The following is a 25,865-nucleotide window of genomic DNA, read 5'->3' as shown; positions in this document are numbered from 1 at the left end:
TCAGGACGTCTTCCGGTTACGGAGAAACACGCCCGGAACCTTCGGGAAATGAAGACCGCGTTCCAGCGACGCCTGCCGCAACAGATACCATCCCAGACCGAGGAAGATCAGATTGGGCAGCCACAGCGCCAGAACAGGCGGCAGGCTCCCTTTGTCAGCCAGAGTCCTCAACAGCGACTGCACAACATAATAGGCCAGCAGAATGCCGATACTGGTGGCGAATCCGGCCGACTTTCCCGAACGGCGATTCTGCATCCCGAGCGGCACTGCCACCACCGCAAACACCAGTGAAGCAAACGGAAAAGCAAAGCGGCTGTGAAGCTCGGACGTTGTTTTCAAGCGAACCGTTTTCGTCGTGGCAGGGCTATTAATCTGCCGGAGCAACTCCGCGACCGTCATATCCTGTTCATTCCTGCCAATCCCGCTCCCCTGGCCGGAACCTCCGATCGTCATGATATACTCCCCGAAATGAATCAAGCGGTATTCATCAGCCTTGCCGGCAACATGTATGCTGCCATTATTGAGAGCCAGGCGGATATCATGCTGCGCAGTTGCCCCGCCGATAACACCATCCGCTGCAAAGATGGTCAACGGCCGCCTCTGATCGCGACCATCATGGATAATGACACCTTTGAGGGCATGTCGTTCCTCATCATAGTGCTCGATGTACATGACAATTCCGGGTATATCATCCCAAAAGACCTTTTCGCGAACCGTTGCGGCCACATTCTGCTTCATCACATCAAAGCTCAGGCTCTTGAAGGCGCTATTGCCCCAGGGAACACCAACCGTGCTGGCAACAAGCGTCAGCAGCGCTGCTGACAGTCCGCACAGCACCACCGGTGGCATCATCTGCATCAGGCTGATACCGCCGGCCTTCATAACCGTAATCTCGTTATCGGCCGACAAACGGCCAAATGCCAGCAGAACTGCAAGAAGAAAAGCCATCGGAATGGTAAACACCAGAAAGGAAGGCATCAGGTACAGGATCATCCGGCTGACATCTGCCAAAGGTACGCCTCGCGATATTACCAGGTCAGTCAGCTTGATCAGGCGTCCCATCAGCAGAACCAGGGTAAACACCATGATCCCGAGCAGAAACAGAGAGGCAATTTCGCGGATTATGTACAGGCTGAGAATACGTTTCATTGCGGGTGATGATACATGACTACGTCACGACTGTAAAGACAGGGTGCATGAAATATAAAAAGCCTGTCAGGCTTTTAGAACCTGGCAGGCTTCACTTGAAAATATGGTTCGAGAAATTTACGCGGTAGCCGACCACAAGCCGTGCAGATTGCACAGTTCGCGTGCCGTCACGCTGGCGGCCTCGACACAGAAGACCGTTGTGGCCACTTCACCCGGCTTGAGAAACTGGCGGTAAGCCTTGCCGTCAGCTATCAGTTCGATCCACTCGATATAGTGTTTTTCCTCCATCGGATGGGGCACACTGCCGATCGTTACCTTGTAACCGCCGGCGACTTTCTCGATGACCGGGACATGTTTCTCTTTGGCTGCATCAACAGTGTTCTCAGTCAGCTGCCCCATAGCTTCACCGCAGCAGACGAGTTCTCCTCCGCCGGCATGAACAACCTCAACAATGTTTCCGCATAGTGCACATTTGTAGACTTCAAGACTTTTCGGCATATTCCTCTCCTTTTTTGTGAAATTTACATCCTTGCCTAACACGACAAATTTTATCCTTTATATCGCACTTTCAGTTTTTTGCAAACAGGAAATACAAAAAAAGGGGATGCGTTGCCGCATCCCCATAAAAAACTGAATGAATTGAGTTATCAGGAAAGCTGGCGGCCACCTTCTGCAGCCCATTTTTCAAGCATGGCAGTAGTAACGGACTTAGGACGCTCGATTGCGTATCCCAGACCACGATCCCACGTAATGTTGGCCATGCAGCCAAGTGCACGACCTACACCGAACAGAACGGTGTAGTAATCAAACTCGGTCAGACCGTAGTACATCTGGATAACGCCGGACTGTGCATCAACGTTTGGCCATGGGTTCTTGGTCTTGCCGTGCTCTGTCAGTACGCCGGGGGCAACTTCAAAGATCATGGAAACGACTTTAAACAATGCATCGTCTTTCAGGCCGGGGGTGTTGAGACAGAACTCACGCTGTGACATGTAACGTGGATCGGTTTTGCGGAGAACGGCATGGCCGTAGCCCGGAATAACCTGACCGGCGTTGAGTGTATCCCAGAGAGCAGCTTTGATAAGCTCTGGAGTCGGCTCGACGCCTTTGCAATATTTCTCCTGGAACTTGAGGGTCCAGTCGAGAACTTCCTGGTTTGCCAGGCCGTGCAGCGGGCCTGCCAGGCCGTTCAGACCTGCAGAGTATGCGTAGTAAGGGTCTGACAGTGCTGAATGAACCAGGTGAGTCGTGTGTGCTGAAACGTTTCCGGACTCGTGGTCGGAGTGGAGGATGAAGTACATACGGGCAACGTCCTTGTACTCCTCTTTCTGGCCGATCATGTGGGCAAAGTTGGCACCCATGTCGAGGGTTGGGTCGATTGCAATCTGCTTGTCGCCACGATATTTCAGGTTGTAAATGAAGGCAGCAACTACCGGGATACGGGCAACGATGTCGCAGGCATCTTCATAGACGGTTTCCCAGGCGGTCATTTTGTTGAATTTGCCGGAGTTGTAGCAAGCGGCAAACTTGGAGTCTTTCTGCATTGCCAGCATGGCAACCGAAAGCATGACCATCGGATGACTGTCACGCGGCAGGGCGCGAACGGCATCAAACACATACTGGGGTACAACCTGGCGGGTCTTCCACTCGGCAACAACCTCTGCAACCTGAGCATCAGTAGGAACATCACCGGTCAGCAGGAAATACCAGAAGGACTCGACGGTCGGATACGCAGAACCGGCGGCCTTTGGCAGCGCTGCAAAGGTTTCGGGGATGTTCTTGCCACGGAAACGGATGCCTTCCTGAGGATCCAGGTAAGAGATGTCGGTTACGAGGCTGCGGATGTCACGGGCACCGCCAATGCACTGATCGATGTTAACCTGATCGATGATTACCTTGCCGAATTCTTTGACGAGACGGGTGGTACGCGGACGATGCTCCTCGATCTTCTGCTTGAGTGTTTCTTTCAAAGCCATTTGTGTACTCTCCTTTCTTGGTGGGGGTGAAATGAAACTATCTGATAAATCAGATGGTTACAGGAAGAAATACTCGCTTTTTAGAATACTGTATACAATTTGGTGCCGTAGTTATACCAAAGCTTTGATAAAATGCAACAAAAATTTTGCGGGATGATTATTGTGTCAGAAATGCAAGCTCTTCACTAGAGTACGTCAATTGTTTGAGCCCGTCATTGCTGATGTAAAAGGTGTTTTCAATACCGATGGCGCCCTCGCCCGGAAAAACGACTTTGGGTTCGAAGGCAAAGGCCATCCCCACCTCCAGTCTCATATCATTAAAACCACGGGCAATAAGCGGGAATTCATCGATTTCGATACCCACTCCATGGCCAATGAAGGAGACCTGCGACCCCGTGAATCCCATAAAATTATCTGCGTAGCCCAACTCGACCGCCAAAGCCAGACATTCATCGTAGACCGCTCCCCAACTGATCCCCGGCACAGCTATTTTCATCATGTGGCGCTGGATCGCCAGCATATCGTCATAGCCCCGCTGGAGACGCTCGGATATACCGCCAATGGCAAAAACACGGGTCTGATCAACCAGGTAGCCATCAACACAGCCGGCAAAATCGATAATGATTGGTTCATCGCGCTCAATGCGCTTGAGTCCGGCACCCTGCCCGAATGATGGATTCAGTCCCAGCCCCCCCAGGGGCGTATCGGCATAGGCCGGCACTGCACTGTCTGTACCTGAAAATATCTGGGCGTAAAACAATTCAGAGTTGAATCCGCGCATCCTGACCAGTCCCTGGTGCCCGTCTTTCCTGGCGGTATATTCCAGCTCAGCGGCAATTTCCAGATCGGTAGCCCCCTCGCGGATCACCTCTCCGGCCCGCAACCAAACCCGATGAACCTGATCGGCAGCATCCTTCATCAAATGGATCTCGTAATGAGATTTGATCATCCGTACCTGACGGATCAGCGGCGTGGCATCCAGATATTCGGCATGGGGGTAGACAATTTTATAGCGCGCGAAAAAGTTAACCGGCACAACATCCAGCTCCATGCCGATCCGCTTCGGCTGGGGATATCCGAACCGGGCCAGAATAGCAGGAATATCCTTCATGGAAACGAATGGCACAACCTCCTTCAAACCTGACTCCATCCGCGCCCGGCTGAAATCCTTACGGGTCATGTAGATCGGCTGCCCCTGAGCAGGAACATACAGGCATCCGCTCTGGGTGGTGCCGGTGAAGTAAAACAGGTCGGCATTCTGGATAATGATCACCGCATCCATCCCCTGCCCTGCCATCAGGTCCTGAAGTTTCTTGCAGCGGTATTCGAGTTCGGTAGCAGGTGTAAGACGCATGGAAAAACCTTTCTTATTTATCAAGCTGCATGGATGTGGACATACGGTTAGACAGTCGGAAGCGGAGGAGGAACAGCTTCGAACAGGGCCGACATCTCTGCAACCTGCCCGGCTGCATCCCAGGCTGTCATGCCCTGCTTCCATACCAGACTTTCGCGGGTCAATTGTCCGGAGCGGGCCATCTGCTGCAACGCCGCCAAATCGAATGGACCGGCCTGCTGTCCATTAACAGCAACATAGAACTGAACCTGAGGAGGCAAAGGCGGAGGAGCCGACAATGCACCTCCGACTCCAGGCTGCGGCTGTGCCTGCCCGGCAAACATCCCACCCATGGCTCCGGACATCTGGCCGCCGATACCAATCCCCATGCCGACACCCACTCCGGCAGCGGCCAAGCCGCCCGGATTGTTGGCGGCGTCGTTGATGGAATTGGCTGTTTCGTACTGGGTGAACTTCTGCATATCGCCGATAGCCCGCATGGCACCGGCTTTATCAATTGCCTGCTCCACCTCTTCCGGCAGGCCGATATCCTGCACCTGCACCTCAGTCAGTTCAAGCCCCAGCGCTTCAATGGCGGGAGCGATCCTGGTTTTCATGGTCTCAGCCAGCTGGACGACCTTGCCCTCCAGATCGATTATCGGGATACCGGCGTCAGGCAGAACTTCCTTGATGCGCATGCCGATCTTGCCGCGCAGGTTATCCTGAATGGATTCTGTGGTGAAGTTGCCGTCAGTGCCGACAATCTCACGGATAAATACTGCCGGGTCCTTGAGCTTGATGGAGTAAAGTCCGTACGCTGTCACACGAACAGCACCGAATTCGGGGTCACGCATGGTCACCGGCCCGGGTGTACCCCATTTCAGATTGGTGAACTGGCGGGTTGAGCAGAAATACACCTCAGCCTTGAAGGGCGATTCGAATCCGTATTTCCACCCCTTGAGGGTCGCAAGCAGCGGCAGGTTTTGTGTTGTAAGCGTATAGGTGCCCGGCTTGAATACATCGGCCAATTGCCCTTCATTGATAAAGGCAGCCATCTGCCCTTCGCGGACAATCAGCTTGGCATTGTACTTGATCTCATTTCCATAGCGTTCAAATCGATATACGATGGTGTCATTGGTATCATCCAGCCACTGTACGATGTCTATCAATTCTGCCTTTAATTTGTCCCATAAACCCATAAAGGTTCCTCCTCGACATAGTTTCCCCATACTGGGGGTGTGCCTTTCGAATCAGCCTTCCAGGTTTTTCCCGCTTTAATTGAGGAAAATGTACCTGTTACTACCTGCATATGTCAGGCGCGAGGGTAAAGAAAAAAGTCGCACCGCGCCCCACCTCACCCTCAGCCCAAACTCTTCCTCCATGACGGGCAACGACCCGCTGAACCGTGGCCAGCCCTATACCGCTGCCGCTGAACTGAGTAGGATCATGCAGACGGGTAAATACGCGGAAAAGTTTATCAACATCCTTCATGTCAAAACCGGCACCACAGTCACGGACAAAATATACCGGCTGCATGCCGTTTTTCATCACACCGAATTCAATACTGGTTCGCTCCGATCTGGCGCTGTACTTCCAGGAATTATTTATCAGGTTACTCACCAGTATCTTGAGCAAGCGAGCATCGCCAACCACCATCACTTCAGGGGCAATACTCACATCAACAACCCTGTCCGGTTCAGCCTGAACCAGATCGCCCAACACATCCGCGACAATTGCGCTGAGATCAACCTCCACTGGGACAAAATCAGTACGGGCCAACCGGGAAAGCTTGAGCATGGCGTCGAGCATTTCATCCAGCCAGCAACAGGATTCGTAAATCCTCTGCAGATAGGTTCTGATCTGGGGATCAACTGCAGTGTCATCATCAAGCATCAGTTGGCAGTATCCTGATATCCGGGTCAGGGGCCCGCGCATATCATGCGAGACCGAATAATTAAATGACTCCAGCTCCTTGTTTGCCACTTCCAGCTCGGCTGCCTTGTAACAGAGCTCAATATTCAACATGCTGATCTGTTCAAGGTACATCCGATCACTCTCTTCGGCCAATTTACGTGAAGTGATGTCGCGGTCGAAACCGAGGATATAGTTGCGGCCGCCAATAGTGAACGGTCCGCTATGAACTTCAATGGGAAATTGTGAGCCATCTTTTCTGAAATGCCATAGCTCGCACGTGACCCACTCACCATTGGCAATTCGTTCCATGATCTTACCGGAAACAAGATTGGTCTCCGGTGTGTTGAGATCATGGATCGTTAACGAGCAAAGCTCCTCGATGCTATAGCCATGCTGATGAGCAGCGGCTCTGTTTGCATCCACAATACGGCCGGCTTCAGCCCCTTCTGTCCCTATGATGATAATTGAATCCGGAGCTCGTTCGAAAAGGGCACGATAACGTTCCTCACTCTCCTTGACAGCATGTTCGGCTGACTCAAGCGATGCGAGCATCGCATTGATCGAGCCGGCCAGATCCTCCAGCTCGTCCTCCCCATGGATCTCGAGCCGTTCCGATATATTGCCATGCCTGCTGATGTCGCCCATCTTTGAGATGAGCATAGTCAGACGCTTGAGTACCGTATCCCGGATAAAAAAGAGCATAACAACACAGAAAACAGCACCGGAAATACCCAGTACAATAAGTATATAGCTAATACTGACCTTCCCCTGTTCATAGATCAGACGCGGCTCTGTGATTTTGAGCAGCAGAGCCGGCTTGCCGTAGATATCATTGAAAAGTGAATAACCAGAAATCTGGCTATTCTCATGGGTAGAGGTATGAAATAATTCACCGCTGGTGAGCTTGGTACGTGCTTGTATGAAATCGGCGGGCTGTCCGACAGCAGCAACCGGCCGGGCATCTATAGCAAATTTGGTTAGTGCGGAAATACGGTGCAGTTCTTCATTATCGACATACTTGCCAACCACCAGAACGCTTCCATTAACCAACGCCCGCCAAGTCAACTGCGCCACATCTCCGTTCAACGCCAAATAACCATGCAACGGGGTGGTGGCGACCCGCTCCAGGTAGTAGAGGGATGCCTGCCGCAGATCGCGAAGATGTTCTTGCGTCAACTCAGCGGCACGGCGTCCATGAAAATCTGCTGCCCGGGAAGCAAGCAGATCTCCGGCGCTGCTATAGCAAGCGATAAAATCGATCCGGTGCGTCGTGAACGAGTTGACATCCAGGGAGTCGATTGCTTTTGCGGCACCCTGTCGAAGCATATCAACATAGTCCTTAGCAGCAGCATCCAGTTCGGGAAAGCTTTCTTCAATCTCGTTGGCAACCTTTGCGACATCATCCCTGAGCACTTTTTTTTCCAACATGGCAAAGCTGTTGAGCAGAATAATGTCAGAGGTCACCGCAGCAATAAAAATCAGGGCAATAAAGGTACTGACAATTACAAGGACTATTTTGCGCGAAAGTGTCATGGGGGCTCGAAGGAGGAAAATTCAATTACGCATACGCGAATGGGCAAAGAACACATGCTCAACACTGCTGAAAATATTGCGCGGATAGTACCTGCGAACCACTGCCGGTCGCAATAGTTTTTTTCAGCCATCCAGCACTGGTCAGCCCGAACCCGAATACAAAGTATACATGTTTTTTTCGAAGTTCTTTTTGTCAGCCTCAATGAACAGGGTACATACGGGCAAAACAGATTCTGACCGATAATCAAATTACGGCACGCATTATGCTCTTCGCGAAGCGAGTTCATCGCGCAAATTACAATATAATAAAACAGTGGTTACATTATTAAAATCGACGAAATTAAACTTTTGTGGATGGATATTTTATTATAACAGGCTGTTTTTGAGGTATTTTTTTATACTCATATTTTTTATGCTAAAAAAATGTTGACCTATTTAGAACATTGTATTACAAAAGTATCAAATGATTTAAAAATGGTTTTAAAACATATGTTACAACACACCCGAATCCAGTCGCGGAGTGCACATGGACAAAGAAAAAGGGGCATATTCAGTTCAGTCCGTACTCAAGGCATTTGACCTTCTTGAAGTCCTTGCTGCCGAAGACTCGGTTGCAACGATACCTGTTCTGGCAAAAAAACTTGATCTGAGCCGCAGCAAGATATTCCGGCTTCTGGCAACACTGGAGGACAAAGGACTTATCGAGCGCGACGAGTCAACCGGCACCTTCCGACTCGGAATATATGCCTTTGAAATGTCGCAGCACATCCTGAAAAGCGCCAGCCTCATCAGATTAGCGCATCCGGTCATGGAAGAACTGGCACGCAAGCACGATGAAGCGGTCTATATGACCGTTATGAACAATGATGAGGTTCTTTTTCTGGATATGGTCGATTCATTTCAGCAGATCAAAACCACTGCCATGGTAGGCAGACGTTTCCCGTTTTTTACCAATGCAGCCGGCAAGGCCATCAAGGCCATGAGTTCTACCGACATGATTGAACGATTGGGCAAACGCAGGGCCAGCATGAGTGGCATAACCGATATAAAGAAACTTGAAACGGAATTGAGTGATATTCGCCAATCCGGTGTAGCTGTTGACTTCGGCGGTCTGGGAGAAGGAATCTGCGCTGTAGCAGTTGCCATCAGGGATTATGCCGGCAAGGTCGTGGGAGCACTGACCATGCTGGCACCATCCTTCCGCATGCTTCAGGAACGGCTTGAAATGGAAATCATTCCATCCATGCAGGAGAGCGCCAAAACCCTTTCCATGAAATTCGGTTATGCAAAAACCCCCGTATAAAGATTTGAATTAAATACTTCGAAAGGAGGCATGAACGGAGATCGACACCCTGTGCTGTACAACGAACATCTATAAGAAAGGAGTATCTCATGGCAGAGAAACAGTATGACTGGGCAGCAATCGCAAAAAACCCTAAATTTGTAGAACTCCACCACAAAAAGCAGGCATTTCTTTTTGGCTGGTGGATCTTCTCCAGCGTGTATTACTTCCTGCTCCCCATCGGAGCAGCCTATGCACCAGGTCTCTTCAAGATCAAGATGATTGGTGTCATCAATTTCGGGTATGTCTTCGCCCTTTCCCAGTTCTTCGTATCCTGGGCGCTGGCATTGTATTATGCCCACGTTGCCAACAAGGATTTCGACCGGTTGACCAAAGAACTTATCGACGAACTTCATCTTTAGAAAAGGAGGATACGACATGACTTTCAAGAATATCATCATCGCCGCCAGTTTGACCCTCACCGTTGCCGGAGCCGCCTTTGCTGAAGAGCCGAAGAACGCCCCCGCTGCCGGTGCAGCTCCTGCTGCCACCGCAGCGGCTCCTGCCGCCGCACCCGGCGCACCTGCTGCTGTTGCCGCACCGGGAGCAGCTACACCGGCACCTGCTGCTGCACCGGCTGCACCGATAAAACCGAAAAGAGAGCTGAAAGCCAACCGGGCGATCACCCTCTCCATGTTCGCCGTCATCATCGGCATCACCCTGGGTGTTGTTGTCTGGGCCGCCAAGCAGACCAAGACGACTGCCGACTTCTATGCAGCCGGTGGTGGTATCACCGGTACCCAGAACGGCTGGGCGATTGCAGGCGACTACATGTCGGCCGCGTCCTTCCTGGGTATTTCCGGTATGATCTCGTTGTACGGCTATGACGGGTTCATGTACTCGGTCGGCTGGCTGGTGGCCTACATCACGGTTCTGCTGATCGTGGCTGAGCCGTGCCGCAACGCCGGCAAGTACACCCTGGGGGATATCCTCTCCTTCCGTACCGACCCCAAGCCGGTTCGCGCCGTGGCAGCTCTGGCTACCGTGGCTGTCTCGACCTTCTACCTGACCGCCCAGATGGTCGGCGCAGGCAAACTGATGGCACTGCTGGTCGGCGTTCCTTACCGGACCGCCATCATCGGCGTTGGTATCCTGATGGTCGGCTACGTCGTCTTCGGCGGCATGACCGCCACTACCTGGGTCCAGATCATCAAGGCCGGCCTGCTCATGTCGGGCGCCTTCCTGCTCTCCTTCCTGGTCATGATGAAGGCAGGATTCAACCCGATCGGTTTTTTCAATGACATCGTCAACAGCCTGGATATCCAGGATCACGTCTCCAAGCTGGTGCTGAAGGATGGCGTTACCCTGAACGGCGTGGATGCCGGTCAGCGCTTCCTTGAGCCCGGCCTGTTCATGAAGGCTCCGCTGGATCAGATCTCCCTCGGTATGGCCCTGGTTCTGGGTACCGCCGGTATGCCGCACATCCTGATGCGCTTCTTTACCGTACCGACCGCACAGGCCGCCCGCAAGTCGGTTATCATCGCCATGTTCATCATCGGCGGCTTCTACGTCCTGACCACCCTGCTCGGTTTCGGCGCTGCCATCCACGTCACTCCGCAGGGCATTACCCAGGTTGACGCCGGCGGTAACATGGCCACCCTGTTGCTGGCTCAGCAGTTGGGTGCCGACATCGCCCCGATCATCGGCGATATCTTCCTGGCCTTCCTCTGTTCGGTGGCCTTCGCCACGATCCTGGCGGTTGTGTCCGGTCTGGTTCTGGCTGCTTCGGCCGCCATCGCCCACGACATCTATGTTAACGTCATCAAGGACGGCCATGCCGACCAGCACGAGCAGGTTATGGCAGCCCGCATCACCTCGCTGGTGGTTGGAGCCGTCGGCATTTTCATCGGTATCATTGCCGAGAAAGCCAACGTTGCCCACCTGGTGGCCCTGGCCTTCGCTGTGGCCTCCTCCGGCAACCTGCCGGTCGTCGTACTGTCGCTGTTCTGGCGCAAGTTCAACACCGCCGGTGTCATCTCCGGTCTGGTGGTCGGTACGATCGCCTCCATCGGCCTGGTTATGGTTTCCCCCAACATGACCTATCCGAAACTGGTTGCCAAAGGCGCCGAAAAGGTGATCACCGCCCTGGAAAAGAAACAGGCTGCCCTGCCTCCTGGTGCAGCACTTGATGCCAAAGATACCAAGGCCCTTGAGAAAGCCAGAAAAGATGTTCTCGGCAAAGACGGCAAGTCCATCATGGGCCTCAGCGAGCCGATCCTGAAACTGAAAAACCCGGGCATCATATCGATCCCGCTCGGTTTCCTTGCCGCAATTTTCGGTGCTCTGCTCTTCCCCAACAAACGTTCCGAAGAAATGTTTGACGAGGTCTATGTCCGCCAGAATACCGGCCTCGGCATGGCCAAGGCTATTGACCATTAAGTAAGTTGGAAAGTGTTTTCTGTGAACTTTTGCAGAAAACACTTTCTCTAACGTACGTATCCCGATTATCGGGTCTGATGCTTTGATTTCTATTTGATTGTGGTATAGTGGGGAGGGCTTCGGCCTTCCCTTTTTTTATTATCAAGCCCATCAGCATTTCCAGCTGCGTGCATGAGGAGACCATCGTGGAGACCACCCCTCTCCCCCACACCCCGGACACACTGACGGGGCAATTTAACGATCTGAGTACCATAACCCGCTACTGCACAGCAGCCGAGATCAGCACGTTTCTGCGGAGTCTCAATGCCAACCTGATCCACGACCGCGAGAGCATGGCCGAATGGAATGTACAAGCGACTGAACTTGACCGTGCCATCGACAGAGCGGATAGCCATGGACTCAAGGGTATCCATGATGACCTGAACCGGATCGAAATGGAACGCTTTCTGCTGACATCCTCTGTTTCCTCGTTGCACCAATCCTGCACACACTACCGGGATGTATTAGCCAAACGGGCCATGGTATTGGTTGCGGCTGAAATGGAGGCAGCGGGCAGACCACTGCCGGATATACCCTTTGCATTGGTCAGCATGGGCAGTGATGGCCGCGAGGAACAGACCCTGATTACTGACCAGGATTATCTTATTGTGTACGGCGATGGGGGCGGTGAAGCAGTCGATTATTACTTTCTTGACTACTCCAACCTGCTGGTGGATCGACTGGAAGAGGCCGGCTTCAAACGTTGCACCGGTGGAATAATGCCTTCCAATCAGACATGGCGAGGCTCGCTGTCACAATGGCGCAAGCGGCTGCTGGCAATTGTCCGCTATGAGGTAGCGGATTACGCAAAAAACATGATGGACCTGATTGTCCTCTCTGATGCCCGCTATGTGGCCGGCGATCGCAGCCTGGCGAATGAGCTGGTTACCATGATCAGGGATATGGAGCGGGACTATTCCAGAGTGTTATGGGGCATGGCCAAGGCCGCCACCGAGATGAAACTGGCCCTCGGTTTTCTGAAGCGGCTCTGGACGGAAAGCAGCGGTGAGCACAAGGGGGAATTCAACCTGAAACTGCTGGCATGGGCACCGCTCGTGATGAATGTCCGCATCCTGTCCATTAATCAGAGCATTCCGGCTACGAACACCGTTGAGCGTATCTGTCTGCTTGAACAGGAAGGCAGTTTTTCATCTTCCATGGCCAGCGACCTGCGAAGCGCCTATCATATTCTGACCAAACACCGCATCCTGCTGCAAATCAAGGCCATCAAAGGCATCCAGAATGATTCATACCATCTTAATCCCTACCAACTGTCTGCCGATGAACGTGAGCGCATTCGCCACGCTATTATTAGGATCGAGGATTTGCAGAAAATCATTCACACCAACTTTTCAATCGTGTAACCCCGAACTCTTATAACCAGGACAAATAACTTCTAACTTACTAATAGTTTCAGCAAATACCTTTCCAACCATCAAACAAAAGAAGGCCGGTGAAATCATTCACCGGCCTTCTTACTGCTACTTCAGTACGCTACCTATTTTTTCTTGGAGCCCTTTTTGGGCAACGCGGCAGGTGTCGGCTTATCGGTTGCTTTCAACGTGCCTGCTTCCCAATGATTCAATTTATGTGCAACGCTATGACATTCGCCGCACTTCGTGAAACGAGCCATCATGCTGGCCGGGTGCGGTGCACCGTGACAGCTCTGGCAGGTTGGAATCGATTTGTGCTTGTCCTTATGGCAGGTTACGCAAAGCACAGCTTTGTGCTTGGCATCACTGCTGGCAAGCATCTCGAACGGTTTCTTATGACAGGCTGCACACATCTTGTTAGGTGTATCAGGAGTCATAAATACTGCTGTAGGCATATGGGCCTGGTGGCATTTTTTACATTCAGTGGCCACCATATCAGCACTATGCGGCTTGTGGCACTGGGTACACTGCGGGATTTTTCCGTGAACATTGTGGCAGAAACTGCAAGCCAGGTTGGTATGCTTGCTCTTGACCTGCTTCAGCTTGATGATCTGATTGGTATGGCAGGTCAGACATTCTTCGGTGATATTGTTTGCAAGCTTGATGATTTTCGGGGTATGCGGATTGTTATGGCACCGCAGACAGTTGGCCAGCTTGTAGTGCGCCTTCTCAGAATGGCACTGGCTACAGACCGGGATAATTTTTTTGACTGATGGCGGATGACCTGCGTGGCAATCCTGACATGAAACACTCGTCTTGTGCGCTCCACCATTTGCTGCAATGTCAGCAGGTGCAGCCGAATGGCACTTACCACAGTCAGCAACGGTCAACACCGGCTTGTCGGCAGCATATGCACAAACCGCCAGCATAGCGGTCAGCATGGCTGTAACAAAAACTACCCTCAACATCGTTTCCAGACTCTTCATCGTTCCTCCTCATGCAAAAATATAATTCTGTAAACCAATTCATGCGATGAATGGTCATCAGTTTTTCAAACAGTAATTAAAAATAATTCGGGATAATGCCACTCTTTGGCAGAGTCGTCAATGAAAAATAACCACAATTATTCGCACAACATATGGATATCACAATAAAATAAAAGACAATACTTATCTTGTTTACACTATCAGTCCACATCTGAGAGCTTGACACGGGCGATCCGCTCTGCTATTCAATTAATCATTCAGGGCGCTTAGCTCAGCGGGAGAGCACTGCCTTCACACGGCAGGGGTCGCAGGTTCGAAACCCGCAGCGCCCACCACAAAATCAACTGGTTAGCTAATTAGCTAACCAGTTTTTTATTTTGTGGAGCACATATGGAGCACTTTGTGTTGCTGGGTAGTCTTTTTTCATCGCATTCAAGCGACGATGAACCTTCAACCGCCTGCCTGACAAACTCATATTCCTGCATCACCCTCAGCAGATCAAGAGCTGTCATGCCTGTATCCCGATAATACCAGTTCCGTACCCGTTCGACAGGTATGTTGAGGTCGCTCGCCACCTGCTTTGTCGTAATCCCCTGCTTTTGCAGCAACCTCATAATATATCTCGTTACATCGCCATTGTTGAGATCTTTTTTGTGGCTAATCTGCCACAAATTCATTGTAGACATACGCCCCTTGTTGGATGAAAGTATTACAGGAATATTTTGAGTTGTAACAAGGAGATATGCAGAAAATGCTGCAAACGGGAACGGCATATACTCCAAGCCAAATAATGAGCCTTCGCCTGAAGGGGGCCATGTATATCCGTATGTCCACAGAGTTGCAGGTGGAGTCGCCAGAAAACCAGGAACGTGCAATACGTACCTATGCCGCTCAATACGGAATTGAAATTATCAAAGCCTATGCTGACCTGGGCGTTAGCGGAATAAACACGGAAAAGCGGGAACAGTTTCAGAGCTTGATTGATGATGTGGAGCAAGGTCGGAATGGATACAACATTGTCCTGTATCTGGACGAAAGCCGCTGGGGACGGTTTGTAGACAGCCGAGAGGCTGAGTATCACCGTATGAGGCTGGAACGCAAAAACGTTTTGTGTCAGTCATGCGAAAAACCACTTACGTTAACCAGCAACATTGCCGACCGTATTATGACCCTGCTTCGGGATGAAAGCGCCAGCGACTATTGCCGCCAGCTCTCGCAGAAGGTATGGGCGGGACAATGCAATCTGGTATCAAAAGGATACCGGCAGGGAGGCGTGGCGGGTTTCGGGCTCCGGCGCATGCTCTTGGATGAAGCCGGTAACCCCAAGCAGGAATTGGCAATGGGGCAGCGTAAAAGCCTGCTCACCGAACGGGTGATTCTGATGCCGGGGTCAGACGAGGATTGTCGGATTGTGCTCTGGATTTATGACCAGTTCATTGCCGGGACGAGTGAAACTGAAATTGCGACCCAGCTGAACACACAAGGGGTAAAAACCCATTTTGACCGTCCATGGTCACGAGGGACCGTATGCGAGGTGCTGACCAATGAGAAGTACGTCGGCAACAACTTATTCAACCGCACATCGGGCAAGATGAAGAGCAGAGCCAAGCCCAATCCGGAAAGCGAATGGGTTCGTAAGGAACACGCCTTCGAGCCCGTAGTGGACATGGAGCGTTTCTACACAGTCCAAGGAATATACCGGGAACGTAACAAAAAGACTACCGACGAAGAGCTGCTGCAGGGGCTACGGGATTTATACGCCAGGCAGGGACGCCTTTCCGCACTGATCATTGACGAAGCTGATTTCTTACCTCCCTGCAGTCTGATCCGCAATCGTTTCGGCGGCCTTCTGCGGGTCTATCAGATGATCGGGTATACCCCGAAGCGCGACTACCAGTATGTTGCCATCAACCAGAGGCTGCGCACCCTCCATGCCGAGATTGTTACCGATGTAGTCCGCACCATAGAGAACCTTTGCGGCAGGAAGATTCCCATCGATCGGGAAAGCTACCTGCTGGAGTTGAATTGCAATCTGTTCATTTCAGTTGTCATCAGCCGCTGTTTCATTACCCCTGCCGGAATCCGGCGCTGGAAAATCCGCTTTGACAGCGGCCTTCGTCCCGACATAACCGTGGCGGTACGCATGGATATCCGTAATGAAGCGATTCAGGATTACTACATCCTGCCCGCGCTGGAGTTTTCAGATGGGCAGTTGAAACTGTCGGAGGTGAACGCAGGATTTCTTGACGGCTTTCGTACCGACACTCTGGATTATTTGCTGAAGCTGAGCATCAACATCTCTCTCGACAAGGCGGTGGAACATGGATCATGGGGCCGTAGCGCTTATTCCCATTGAAGATATTCACATCCTGAACCCACGGGTGCGCAATCAGATCATTGCCGAAGAAATCCGGCAGAACATTCGGAGCGTCGGCCTGAAAAGGCCCATAACAGTCGCTCCCAGAAAAGATTCGAAAAACGGCAAGAAATATGACCTGGTTTGTGGGCAAGGGAGGATCGAGGCCTACATTGCCGCCGGGGTGACTGAAATCCCCGCGATCGTTCGCGAGGTAAGTGAAGAAGATGCACATCTCATGAGCCTGGTGGAGAATATCGCCCGGCGCAACAGCAGTGCCCTGGAACTCCTGCAGAGCATCAAGTATCTGAAAGGCCAGGGGTACGCGGACGATGCCATTGCTGCCAAGACCAACCTTGGAAAAGACTATATTCGAGGCATCATCCGGCTGCTCGAAGAGGGGGAGGAATACCTGGTCAACGCCGTGGAAAAGGGGCGAATTCCGTTATACCAGGCGCTGAACATCGCGGCGGAAGACGACACCGCTGTACAGATGGCCTTGACGGAAGCGTATGAATCGGGGGCCTTGACCGGGAAGAAGCTGGTTGTTTTGCAGAAAATCATCTCCCGGCGGAAACATTACGGCAAAGGGCTTTCAGCTCCACACCGTGATAATGCCAAAGTCTCGGCAGAAGATCTGATTGCAGCCTATGAGAATGGAGCCAGAGAAAAGAAACGGCTGCTGGCTCAGTCGAACTATATCAAGGATGTATTGGATTACACAGCCGTGGCTTTGCGCCAGTTATTGAACGATGTCCATTTCACCAATCAGCTGAAGGCCGTTGGCATGTATGAAATACCTCTGCATGTAACGGATCTTCTGAAAAGGTAGCGGCGATGGCAAACATAATAAAGCAGGGATTCCAGGAAAAATTGATCGAACTTGCCGTGGAGGAGTTGCTCCCCACCAAAAGTATTTCCATCTGTGCAAGGAAATGCAGAAAGTATGCTCAGGTCCTTTCCTCAATTCGGGAAGTGGGCCTTATCGAAGCCCCTGTGGTCGCACCCTTGAAAAAGGGGAAAGGGTATCTCCTGCTCGATGGCCATCTGCGGATAATGGCCTTGAAGGAATTGGGAGTGGAGCGCGTCGCCTGTCTGATCTCCACCGATGACGAGACCTATACCTACAACAAATATATCAATCGGCTTTCTGCAATTCAGGAACATCGCATGATCGTGAAGGCTGTACAGTCAGGAGTCTCCGAGGAAAAGCTCGCCCGTGTCCTGAATCTCGACATCGGAACCATCAGAAATAAGAAGAATCTGCTTGAAGGTATCTGCCCCGAGGCGGTCGAACTGCTGAAGGATAAGGCCGTGCCGGAACCGGTGTTCAGGGTATTGAGAAAAATGAAAGCGCCCCGGCAGATTAACGCTGCCATGTTGATGAATGACCAGAACAAGTTCAACTGCAACTATGCCAAGGCCCTTCTGGATGCAACACCGGCAAATCAGCTTGTCAATAAAGGCAAACCGAAAAAGGAGACGCCGGCAATATTGGCTCGCCAGGCTCGTCTTGAGGAAGAGAGTCTTGCCCTATCCAGGGAAATAGGCTCATTGAAGGAGCAGTACGGTACAGCGATGATCGATATGACATCCATGCAGGCATATCTGAAAAGTCTGCTCTGCAACGACGCGGTTGCAAAATATCTGTGTGAATTACATGGACCAACTTATGACAAATTCAAGCATATCGCTGAGCTTGACTTTTTCAGGCTGAAAAATATGGAGTGAGAAAAATCTATAAACTAGACCAGCTCTCTCATTTTATCCAGAATCCTTACCATAGCCAGCGTATCAAGATGACAGTACTCCAGAAGATCATGCTTGATTTGCTCTTGTTCCTCTACATTTGTTGACGCTCTCATTCTCAACCAACTTTCAGCAGCCGTTCCCCCATCCGAAATATTCAATGATTCATACGTCAATTCCGGTATTAGCGCAGGAAGAACATACTTGATGGAATACGAACCCTCAAATTGCCAGTGATAAATATGTTTGCTCCGGAAAGGGGCCATCAGGTCAACCATGTTGTCGAGAACAGACTGAATCCGTTTTTGGTATTTCGGGAATAGTTCGGCTAGAGCGCGTAAAACTTTCCCCTCGAATGCCTTATTCCAGGTCAACACACATGCGTTTTCCGGAATTGAGTCCAACAAAGTGGTAAGGAACTGTTTCTGAGGATCGCCTTTGACTGATCCGAGAAATTCACAATGGTTTAGCTTGCCTTTGGTTGATTTGACCCAATGGAGGGAATATTGGAATGGCACCGATTGAAAAGGCCGTGTTCCGTCAAACAGAGGTACCGGAGTCATATAGGTGGTTTCGAAATCCATAAATGCCAGCGGATACCAAAGTGATTTAAGAAATTTCCTGACTGCATCGGTCTCAAATGCATTCTTCTTATTCAATGTACCGTCGTATTGCAACTGTTGGCGCCATCCGAGTGAATCGCGCGGAACATCCTTCATCTTGATAATGCCCTGATTATAAAGAATGAATCCGTTCGGCTTCCCGATATCAGCAAAATCAAATACCGACGGAGAAGGTATATGTTCCCAGCAATGTCCATGGAAAGAGCAGGTGTAAGGATCAGAACAGTGAGGACCGATATCGATTGCCGGCACTTCTTTTTTAAGCATGTCTCTCATTGCCTTCAGCTCTTTAGTCACAGCGGGCTGCCGTTCAAGAATCGTTTTGGTAACATTCTGAATTGCGAAGAGTCCTTGGACATCAATATCTCCATCACGCACATAGCTGTTATCGATGTGGACCAGCGAAGCCTTTTTAACGGTTATTCCAGATCCTGCCGCGATATAGTACTGAACGGCAATATCATTCAGATAGACTTCTTTTGCTTCTGTCGAGCCCTTTACCTCATACAGTTCCCAGCCGCTCCTGCCCTTGTGGAGTATATCAACCTTGCAGAAAACGTTATCAAAGCTGAAGGCGGCTTCATAGATAGTCTTTGTACCCTTTTTGATTTCAGCCTGAGTCATTGCAAGCTGATCAGGAACCGACAACCCTTCGAAAGGGATCTCAGTACCTCCTGGGAACAGACTTTGAGCAAGGACACCCACGTCGGTACCTGCATCAAACACTGCCTGTTGTGATGCGCTCACCTCATCCTGCAATTCGGGTTTATGAGTCTGGAGCCAAAGGGCCTTGTGGCACTGCATCCCTTTAATGAAACGGGATTTGCTGAGAAAAAAACTGCTCTTCTTGTTATTCATGGTGATATCCTTTTCAACTGCAAGAGGAGATATATTGCAGGCTGATTAATCACAAGGACTGTGAATTTGAGATTCTGCCTGCCATCTCAATAGCAAACGGCGGCAAATCACTCAAATCAAGGCAGCCAAATGCTTCACTCCAACTCACGACCTTGTGAGTATCACTTTTCTCTTTTTTGAACACCAGGAACATAAAATCAGTTTTTATGCCGAGAAGTTCCTCCATCATGTATTTCTGCAGCTCCATTTGGCCGATATAAGGGACATTTCGTTTTTTGAAGATATCTTTCTCAAGCCCGGATGCAGGGTATTGCCCTTCGCGCGATTCGTATTTCGCTTCAATACATATTGCCTTGTCCTTATTTAAATGAATAACAATGTCCGGTTTAATATTAAATGACCATTTGAACCTGCAGATCTTCAAAAAGTCTGTGTTATCTGGAAAGTTATTATTGTAGTTGATGATAGCCCATTTCCCAGGATACTGAATAAAGTCACGAGAAGGAGAACCACCGACACCGAATTTCCGATTTATTTCCACAATTGGTTGATCCAGAATATCATCAATATTGTTGATCCTGAGGTGCTGTCGTATAATTTCTTTTTTCACATTCTCGTCTTTAAGGCTGTTCCACAAGTCACGAAGATAGGAATATTCAACGTAAATGCCAAAATCGTCGCCAAAATCGGGATGATACTCGCAATAACTCAAAAATCTTTCGGAATTACCCGGTTTGCAAAGCGCGGCAAATAAAATGGCCGCAAAATTACGCTCCTCCCTGTTAATCAGGCTGTAATTTGGCGCGATGCCGACAATTTCCCTAATATTCATTTTCACTCCCTGTTTAATTGAATAGATAAGTATTTTGCATGGTCAGATTGGGATGAATCAATCAGTGATTGCCTTACTACCACTATCCTACCGCTATAAACGCTTATCACTTGTGCGGTCTACCTGAAGCATCATTTATAACTCAGAGTGGCTATGCAGCCAGTAACGACTCGAACTCACTACTTTTGTATCTGTTCCATAGTGTATTGAGCAGATAACTTCCCAGCCGTTCAGCGACAATTAAATGCTCCGGGAGAGCATCTCGGTTACTATGGCCATAAACCTCAAATATGACGTCCCTACTATCTTCTTCATAGTAAATAGCTGCTGTTGAAGGGCTCATTCCGTCGATATGAAAAATCCTGGTCTTCCCTGAATTTGATTTTAGAACCGCCGCATAACCTCCCACGCAGTTATTCATTCTCCAACCCTCGATTTCGAGTTCAGCGGTGGTTGTTAACTCTACCACAGACCCTCGGTATTCAAATGTGCTGAGATCAACCTGATTTTCAATCAACGGAATACCGGCTGTGACCCTGTATGTTTCAATAAGTTGATCAATTGATGATTTGGAAATCTCCTCCAACTTGTACCCGATTCTTTTATGGGTCTCAATAAGGCCAATAATCTGATTCCCGTTTTTCTTGGAGAATGCTCGAATCAAACATATAGCCTTGTACATTCCGATAATGTTAAGACCCAATGCCAGCAAAGTACTTACGCAAAATGGGTGCATTACTCTGAACAGATCAATGTATTTTGTGTGTTTTTCAGCAAAATCATGCTGCAGGCATTCCGGATCAACCATTACCATGCAAGTGGTTGTTGCATACGACATTGCAATTATTAGTCGTTTTTTTGTTATTATTGATGAACTTCTGCGCAAGGCAACATTGTACAGTAATGCAAATACATATGAATCAAAAGATACATAATTGAAATGAGTCAGTAGATTAATGAGATTTTCATGCCTGCCACAATCTGTTCCAGCATAGAATATCAATTGGTACTGCAAATTCATAGGCACTTCAAAACCTGGCAGAACGGGTTGTTCAAATTCGATTAGTCGGCAAAATGGTTCCAAAACTGGCCTAAATTCATCATATATTAGTTTCCCGCGGGCGCTGACATTGTTACCATAAACCCCAACCAGTCCTTGCTTGTCGCTGATTTTTCTATACCCCACAAGCAGGTCAACCTCTTCTTCGAGATCAACGTAGCAATCACAAATCTGCTGGAATTTTAGCAATTCAAGAAGGCTTTCCGCCGAGACAGGAGACTGTATGCGCAACTGTCTGGAACGAAAAAACTCAACAAATTCTGCGGTGAAATAGAGATGTTTGCTGTAGCAGTCATAGCCGACTCCAAAAGCATTCAGGTTAAGCGCGTGCAGTATTGCCATGGTTCGGTCTTTTCCAAAATTTGCCTGACACCTCTGTATGATATGAGCAGTGAGAATGCCATTGGTGCTTGAGGATAGAACACTGAAACCGTTTTGGGAAATAATGTGATACGAATCATCATCAAGAGAAGGTCTGGAATAATGTATCGGTCCGTGCACTTCTACAGCTTCATCTGGCCAATCCTTATATAGATCAAGGCGTTTGACCGAAATCTCTCTGCCCCAGAGTGATGAGAGAACAAGAACTGCCAAGCCTTCGCCAGCAATTATCCCCTGACGAGGCAGATCTTCCCCTAGTAGAGTTTCAAGCTTTGACTGTATGCATATTTTAATTGATTCCAGATTCATATTGAGTCTCACGGGCTCTTAATCGCTTTCCTTTATCCATTCAAAGTATGCACACCCAGTTACTCTTCCACTCTCTGTTTCTGACCACCCTTCAATGGAATAAGTTGCGCCATTGAAGTCAGTCGAGTTGTAGATATTTCCATGGACGAAATAACCGTGTCCTTCTGCATTCATTTCAGATCTGGTCGGCTCTGGCCAGTTGTCATACCCGATGTAGCGAAGCTTTCTTATACATGGTCGCCTCTCAAAGGCCCCTTCACACAATTCGGGGTTTATCAGCTTGGCCACCTCCATAAACTTTTTCCACTGATAAAGTGCTTCCTGAATTTCCAGCACCTGGGCATGAATTGATCTAAGTTTGGCTTCTTTTTCAAAGCCTTCGTCTTGGTCACCTATCATCATGGCGTCACCTATTCCATATAGTGTGGATTACACTCCGCACAGCGGTAGTGATCATCAGTGTCAATTTCGACTTCGTAACCCTGAGGTGAGAAGAAGGCCAGGGCACTATTAACAGCATCGTCATTCATACAATGGTCGACATATAGCCGTACGGTCTGACGTTTCGGAAAACAGACCATGCGCCCCCTCGGGTAGTAGTCATAAGCATGTGACTTGAACTTGTACTCTACATCGCTGTCGGCTTTCAGTTTCTCCCAGAACTCGTAATGTCCGCCATACTGGAGAGCCTCCCCGTAAGGCATGGCCTCATCCAGTTCGACCACATCACCCACGATGATGTTATCTACCAACCAAAATATGCCAACCTTGACAGAGCGACTGATGATGTTTTCATTCCGTTCGATTTCGTTGGTTTTCAATTTATTTAGCGACAATGTCATGTGGCAGCTCCAAAAAGGATCGGTGCCGAAATCTTTTTCCGATACCCGGACACGACATCCAAGATGCACTTCATGTCTGGCTTTGTACTGGCGCTCTGCATGATCGACCTGACCGTTGCTTGTCGGGATATGAACTTGATTTCTTCTGCATGCATCGGGTATTGCTGAACTATGTCTACCAAGATCTCATCGCTGAAGTTGTTTTCCCCCAGGCATGCCTCCCAGCAACGCATTTGAAGCTCTTCAGGCGGGAAAGCCAGATTTACGAGTTGATGAAACTCAGTAGGGCACAATCCGCTTTTCAGATCTTTTGTAACGAGGCAGAAAAAACCTTTCTGCGTACGAAGCTGGGCGAGCATTTCCGGGTACATGCTGTTGGAAGCCTTCTCAAAGTTGGTATCAATGATCTTGCCAACCTCTCCGACATTATCAATGAAGAGCGTGATGGCCTTGTCTGTGGCTGCCGCTGAAAATGCAGCAACCATCGGATACACCCGTCGTTGGGATACCGGATCAATAACTTTGGCATCTTCATACACGGCAGATACCTGGGCAAAATCGAAAACTCTGAGAGTCATATCGCAAGCGGCTGCAAGCCCGGAAACAGCATGTACTCCAGTCTCGATGTCATTACAATTGAACAAAAGGTTGCATCCCAGATCCTGACTGTTCAGCCATTCCCAAGCCTTTGCCAGATTGTTCAATTCACTTCGCTGTTTCCTGCTGAGCGGTAATTCATCGATACGCTTGTCAGGTTTTCGCACAAAACAGATGCGGTTCAGGTCGCTCAACGAGGCCGTTTGAAGATTTGCTGCTTTTTCCAATTCTTCATGGGTAATTACCGGGCGTTTACCGCCATTTTTCAGTATCGCTGCCAGAGCCATAAAGACGCTGTTTTTTATCAGACCCCCGCTAAAGCGGTATCGCTCGGCAAACTGGTTCAGGTCTACGTCAGGTGACAGTTCCACCGAAGCAGGAATTAAAGCTTTCCACATCTCAAAGCGCAGTTCTGAGTCCGGTAGGAGAAATGGGACTTTCATGGCAATTCGGCGGTCCATGGCAGGATCAAGATCAACGGGTTTGTTGGTGGCAAGGATCACAACGCAATGGGCTTTTTCAATTTCGATCAATAACGCTCTGCTGATTCTTGAGTTATTTTCGAACAGGTCATCGCACTCATCGAGAAATACAATGGCCCCATGCATCGAAGCTTCGTGAAATACCGCTTCCAGCAGATCTTCTGGCGACCCGCGACGCTCGGAGACCTCTGTGATGTTTAGAGAGATAACTTCCTTACCGAACCTGTTAGCAATACCCTGTGCCAGCATGGTTTTCCCGGTTCCGGACGGACCGTGAAATAAAAGAGTCAGTGCCGTACCGTAGCCAAAGAATTCATCAAGTTCGTGCATGCTGCCATCTTCACGACTTTGCAGATAGGTGCCGACTCGTGACTCGATCTCTTCTTTCAAACTGTCAGGCAAGATTACCTGGCCAAGATTTACATCACTTCGTTCACGCTTGATGCCACTGAAAATCGAGTTATAGAGATTGTTGTCCCCCAGAATGAAACGCACGACCCGCTCGTGCAGGCACACGCTTACATTCAGAATATTGGTACTTTCGTCAAGATGGCCACAGAAGATGATGATGCTATCCCGCTTCAAGGTTGCATCAACGCTGAAATAGCGACGGTTCTCCAAATGGTCACGGAGCGAATCACTGATAATGGTCAACAGGCTGCCAATTTCCATCCCGTCATAATTACCATCCTCAAACTGGCATTTTTTGAAGATGTCTATGACCTGAGGGGCGGTTGCTTTCATAAACAGAAGCAAGACTACAGCGCGTTCAAAACTCTCCAGGTGCCATGTCCCACAGAACAAGGGAAACAGAAGATTTATTCCGCGGCGTGTTGATTCCGCTTCCCGCTGACGGTTCTCTTCTGCTGTTTTTTGCAACAGCCCCTTTATCTGTTCTAACGATGTCTCTGGGGGGAGAAAAGGGAAATACAGGCTGTACTCACTCCACTGGACATCAGATGGCACACTCTTCTGCTGACATCTGAGCATGAATGCAGCAGCCAGCATCAGTTTTGTTTCGAATTCCAGTGCCTGTAGATGGTCAAAGTTATCACTGAAGGCTCGCAATACAGGTGTTTGGTCTTTTGGCTGTGCAAATGCGATAACCTGAGCAGCCTGATCACATGGGGAGTAGCCTGTTTGCATACTTGCGGTATTCATGACGTCCCCCTATTTCCTTTTCCGGATTGGTTCAATTAGATCAGCAAGCCCATGACTTATAGCCTCATCAGGAGACAGCCAAGTATCGACATCCCTGAGCAGATATGTCTCAAGTTCGGCCTTGTCTTTGATATTTGAATAGGTCAGGTAGTGCTGCAGGATGCGCTCGTGCTCCAGGTCTTCCTCCTTGCGACCCGCGATGAGCTGGCTGTGATTGCCGAAGTTGAATGCAGAGAAACGATGGGAAAGTATTGAAGTGCGGGGGGTGATGACTCGGCGGCCCTTTTCACCGGTCATGAAGATCAGGAGTCCCATGGAGGCGATCATGCCGATACCGGTGGTATAAATCGGGATACGAGACCACTCCATGATGTCGATGATGGAAAAACCGGCTGGGCATGATCCGCCAGGCGAGTTGATGATCATCTGAAGCTGGTTGACTTCTCCTTTGATGTTGTACTCAATGATCTGCTTGCAAATTCCCTCTGCGGTGCCCCCATTGATGGGGCCTGAGAGATAAATAATGCCGTAATCATTGAGTCCGTTTTCTTTTGGTTCTTTGTCCTTGTCTGACATGGGGTGTTCCTCCTG

Annotated in this window: 22 protein-coding genes and 1 tRNA gene; 8 read left to right on the top strand and 15 right to left on the bottom strand. The window is 49.7% G+C overall.

The window, feature by feature from the left end:
- The 6 genes from lptF to ACOCF6_RS18730 all read right to left on the bottom strand — a co-directional run bounded on the left by lptF (window position 1) and on the right by ACOCF6_RS18730 (window position 7,905).
- Window positions 1-1,149, bottom strand: coding sequence for an LPS export ABC transporter permease LptF (lptF, locus tag ACOCF6_RS18755; RefSeq protein WP_482461846.1), 1,149 nt, complete (start codon window positions 1,147-1,149; stop codon window positions 1-3).
- 117 nt (window positions 1,150-1,266) lie between these two features.
- Window positions 1,267-1,647 carry a desulfoferrodoxin gene (locus ACOCF6_RS18750; protein WP_482461845.1) on the bottom strand — a complete coding sequence of 127 codons (381 nt, stop codon included), beginning with the start codon at window positions 1,645-1,647 and terminating at the stop codon, window positions 1,267-1,269.
- A 149-nt stretch (window positions 1,648-1,796) separates the two neighbouring features.
- Entirely contained in the window at window positions 1,797-3,125 is a 1,329-nt protein-coding gene (locus tag ACOCF6_RS18745; protein WP_482461844.1) for a citrate (Si)-synthase, read from the bottom strand.
- A gap of 157 nt (window positions 3,126-3,282) precedes the next feature.
- Window positions 3,283-4,479 carry a M24 family metallopeptidase gene (locus ACOCF6_RS18740; RefSeq protein WP_482461843.1) on the bottom strand — a complete coding sequence of 399 codons (1,197 nt, stop codon included), beginning with the start codon at window positions 4,477-4,479 and terminating at the stop codon, window positions 3,283-3,285.
- 47 nt (window positions 4,480-4,526) lie between these two features.
- A complete protein-coding gene (locus ACOCF6_RS18735) occupies window positions 4,527-5,657 on the bottom strand; it encodes an SPFH domain-containing protein (protein WP_482461842.1) in 1,131 nt (376 codons plus the stop codon).
- A gap of 100 nt (window positions 5,658-5,757) precedes the next feature.
- Window positions 5,758-7,905, bottom strand: a complete 2,148-nt coding sequence (locus ACOCF6_RS18730) for a PAS domain S-box protein (RefSeq protein ID WP_482461841.1) — start codon at window positions 7,903-7,905, stop codon at window positions 5,758-5,760.
- A gap of 526 nt (window positions 7,906-8,431) precedes the next feature.
- Here ACOCF6_RS18730 and ACOCF6_RS18725 point away from each other — a divergent pair.
- The 4 genes from ACOCF6_RS18725 (at window position 8,432) to ACOCF6_RS18710 (ending at window position 13,029) form a co-directional block, all read left to right on the top strand.
- Window positions 8,432-9,208, top strand: coding sequence for an IclR family transcriptional regulator (locus tag ACOCF6_RS18725; protein WP_482461840.1), 777 nt, complete (start codon window positions 8,432-8,434; stop codon window positions 9,206-9,208).
- 89 nt (window positions 9,209-9,297) lie between these two features.
- Window positions 9,298-9,609 (top strand): DUF485 domain-containing protein, encoded by a 312-nt coding sequence (locus ACOCF6_RS18720; protein WP_482461839.1) that lies wholly within the window; start codon window positions 9,298-9,300, stop codon window positions 9,607-9,609.
- A gap of 16 nt (window positions 9,610-9,625) precedes the next feature.
- Window positions 9,626-11,626 (top strand): solute symporter family protein, encoded by a 2,001-nt coding sequence (locus ACOCF6_RS18715; RefSeq protein ID WP_482461838.1) that lies wholly within the window; start codon window positions 9,626-9,628, stop codon window positions 11,624-11,626.
- Window positions 11,627-11,811: 185 nt separating this feature from the next.
- A complete protein-coding gene (locus ACOCF6_RS18710) occupies window positions 11,812-13,029 on the top strand; it encodes a putative nucleotidyltransferase substrate binding domain-containing protein (protein WP_482461837.1) in 1,218 nt (405 codons plus the stop codon).
- Between the two features lie 134 nt (window positions 13,030-13,163).
- Here ACOCF6_RS18710 and ACOCF6_RS18705 read toward each other — a convergent pair whose 3' ends face one another.
- Complete coding sequence (locus ACOCF6_RS18705; RefSeq protein WP_482461836.1) at window positions 13,164-14,024, bottom strand: cytochrome c3 family protein; 861 nt, start codon at window positions 14,022-14,024, stop codon at window positions 13,164-13,166.
- Window positions 14,025-14,284: 260 nt separating this feature from the next.
- Between ACOCF6_RS18705 and ACOCF6_RS18700 the strand changes: the two genes are divergently transcribed.
- A tRNA-Val gene (locus ACOCF6_RS18700) sits at window positions 14,285-14,359 on the top strand.
- Between the two features lie 21 nt (window positions 14,360-14,380).
- Here the strand turns inward: ACOCF6_RS18700 and ACOCF6_RS18695 are convergent.
- Complete coding sequence (locus ACOCF6_RS18695; protein WP_482461835.1) at window positions 14,381-14,797, bottom strand: hypothetical protein; 417 nt, start codon at window positions 14,795-14,797, stop codon at window positions 14,381-14,383.
- Between the two features lie 41 nt (window positions 14,798-14,838).
- Between ACOCF6_RS18695 and ACOCF6_RS18690 the strand changes: the two genes are divergently transcribed.
- The 3 genes from ACOCF6_RS18690 to ACOCF6_RS18680 are packed head-to-tail and all read left to right on the top strand — an operon-like array spanning window position 14,839 to window position 18,111.
- Window positions 14,839-16,380, top strand: a complete 1,542-nt coding sequence (locus ACOCF6_RS18690; protein ID WP_482461834.1) for a recombinase family protein — start codon at window positions 14,839-14,841, stop codon at window positions 16,378-16,380.
- Entirely contained in the window at window positions 16,346-17,212 is an 867-nt protein-coding gene (locus ACOCF6_RS18685) for a ParB/RepB/Spo0J family partition protein (RefSeq protein WP_482461833.1), read from the top strand. Before ACOCF6_RS18690 ends, ACOCF6_RS18685 begins: the two co-directional genes overlap by 35 nt.
- A gap of 5 nt (window positions 17,213-17,217) precedes the next feature.
- A complete protein-coding gene (locus tag ACOCF6_RS18680; protein WP_482461832.1) occupies window positions 17,218-18,111 on the top strand; it encodes a plasmid partitioning protein RepB C-terminal domain-containing protein in 894 nt (297 codons plus the stop codon).
- A gap of 14 nt (window positions 18,112-18,125) precedes the next feature.
- Here ACOCF6_RS18680 and ACOCF6_RS18675 read toward each other — a convergent pair whose 3' ends face one another.
- The 7 genes from ACOCF6_RS18675 to ACOCF6_RS18645 all read right to left on the bottom strand — a co-directional run bounded on the left by ACOCF6_RS18675 (window position 18,126) and on the right by ACOCF6_RS18645 (window position 25,850).
- Window positions 18,126-19,610 (bottom strand): DUF2779 domain-containing protein, encoded by a 1,485-nt coding sequence (locus ACOCF6_RS18675; protein ID WP_482461831.1) that lies wholly within the window; start codon window positions 19,608-19,610, stop codon window positions 18,126-18,128.
- A gap of 49 nt (window positions 19,611-19,659) precedes the next feature.
- On the bottom strand, window positions 19,660-20,442 hold the full coding sequence (locus ACOCF6_RS18670; RefSeq protein WP_482461830.1) for a hypothetical protein: 783 nt from the start codon (window positions 20,440-20,442) through the stop codon (window positions 19,660-19,662).
- A 151-nt stretch (window positions 20,443-20,593) separates the two neighbouring features.
- Window positions 20,594-22,192 carry a hypothetical protein gene (locus tag ACOCF6_RS18665; RefSeq protein WP_482461829.1) on the bottom strand — a complete coding sequence of 533 codons (1,599 nt, stop codon included), beginning with the start codon at window positions 22,190-22,192 and terminating at the stop codon, window positions 20,594-20,596.
- 18 nt (window positions 22,193-22,210) lie between these two features.
- Window positions 22,211-22,594, bottom strand: a complete 384-nt coding sequence (locus ACOCF6_RS18660; protein ID WP_482461828.1) for a hypothetical protein — start codon at window positions 22,592-22,594, stop codon at window positions 22,211-22,213.
- Between the two features lie 8 nt (window positions 22,595-22,602).
- Entirely contained in the window at window positions 22,603-23,034 is a 432-nt protein-coding gene (locus ACOCF6_RS18655) for a hypothetical protein (protein WP_482461827.1), read from the bottom strand.
- Complete coding sequence (locus ACOCF6_RS18650; RefSeq protein ID WP_482461826.1) at window positions 23,031-25,274, bottom strand: ATP-binding protein; 2,244 nt, start codon at window positions 25,272-25,274, stop codon at window positions 23,031-23,033. Before ACOCF6_RS18650 ends, ACOCF6_RS18655 begins: the two co-directional genes overlap by 4 nt.
- A 9-nt stretch (window positions 25,275-25,283) precedes the next feature.
- Complete coding sequence (locus ACOCF6_RS18645; RefSeq protein ID WP_482461825.1) at window positions 25,284-25,850, bottom strand: ATP-dependent Clp protease proteolytic subunit; 567 nt, start codon at window positions 25,848-25,850, stop codon at window positions 25,284-25,286.
- Between the last annotated feature and the right edge of the window lie 15 nt (window positions 25,851-25,865).

It is taken from the genome of Geobacter psychrophilus, assembly GCF_056821595.1.
The sequence above is the reverse complement of the archived record's forward strand: the minus strand, read 5'-3'. Positions and strand labels throughout refer to the sequence as shown.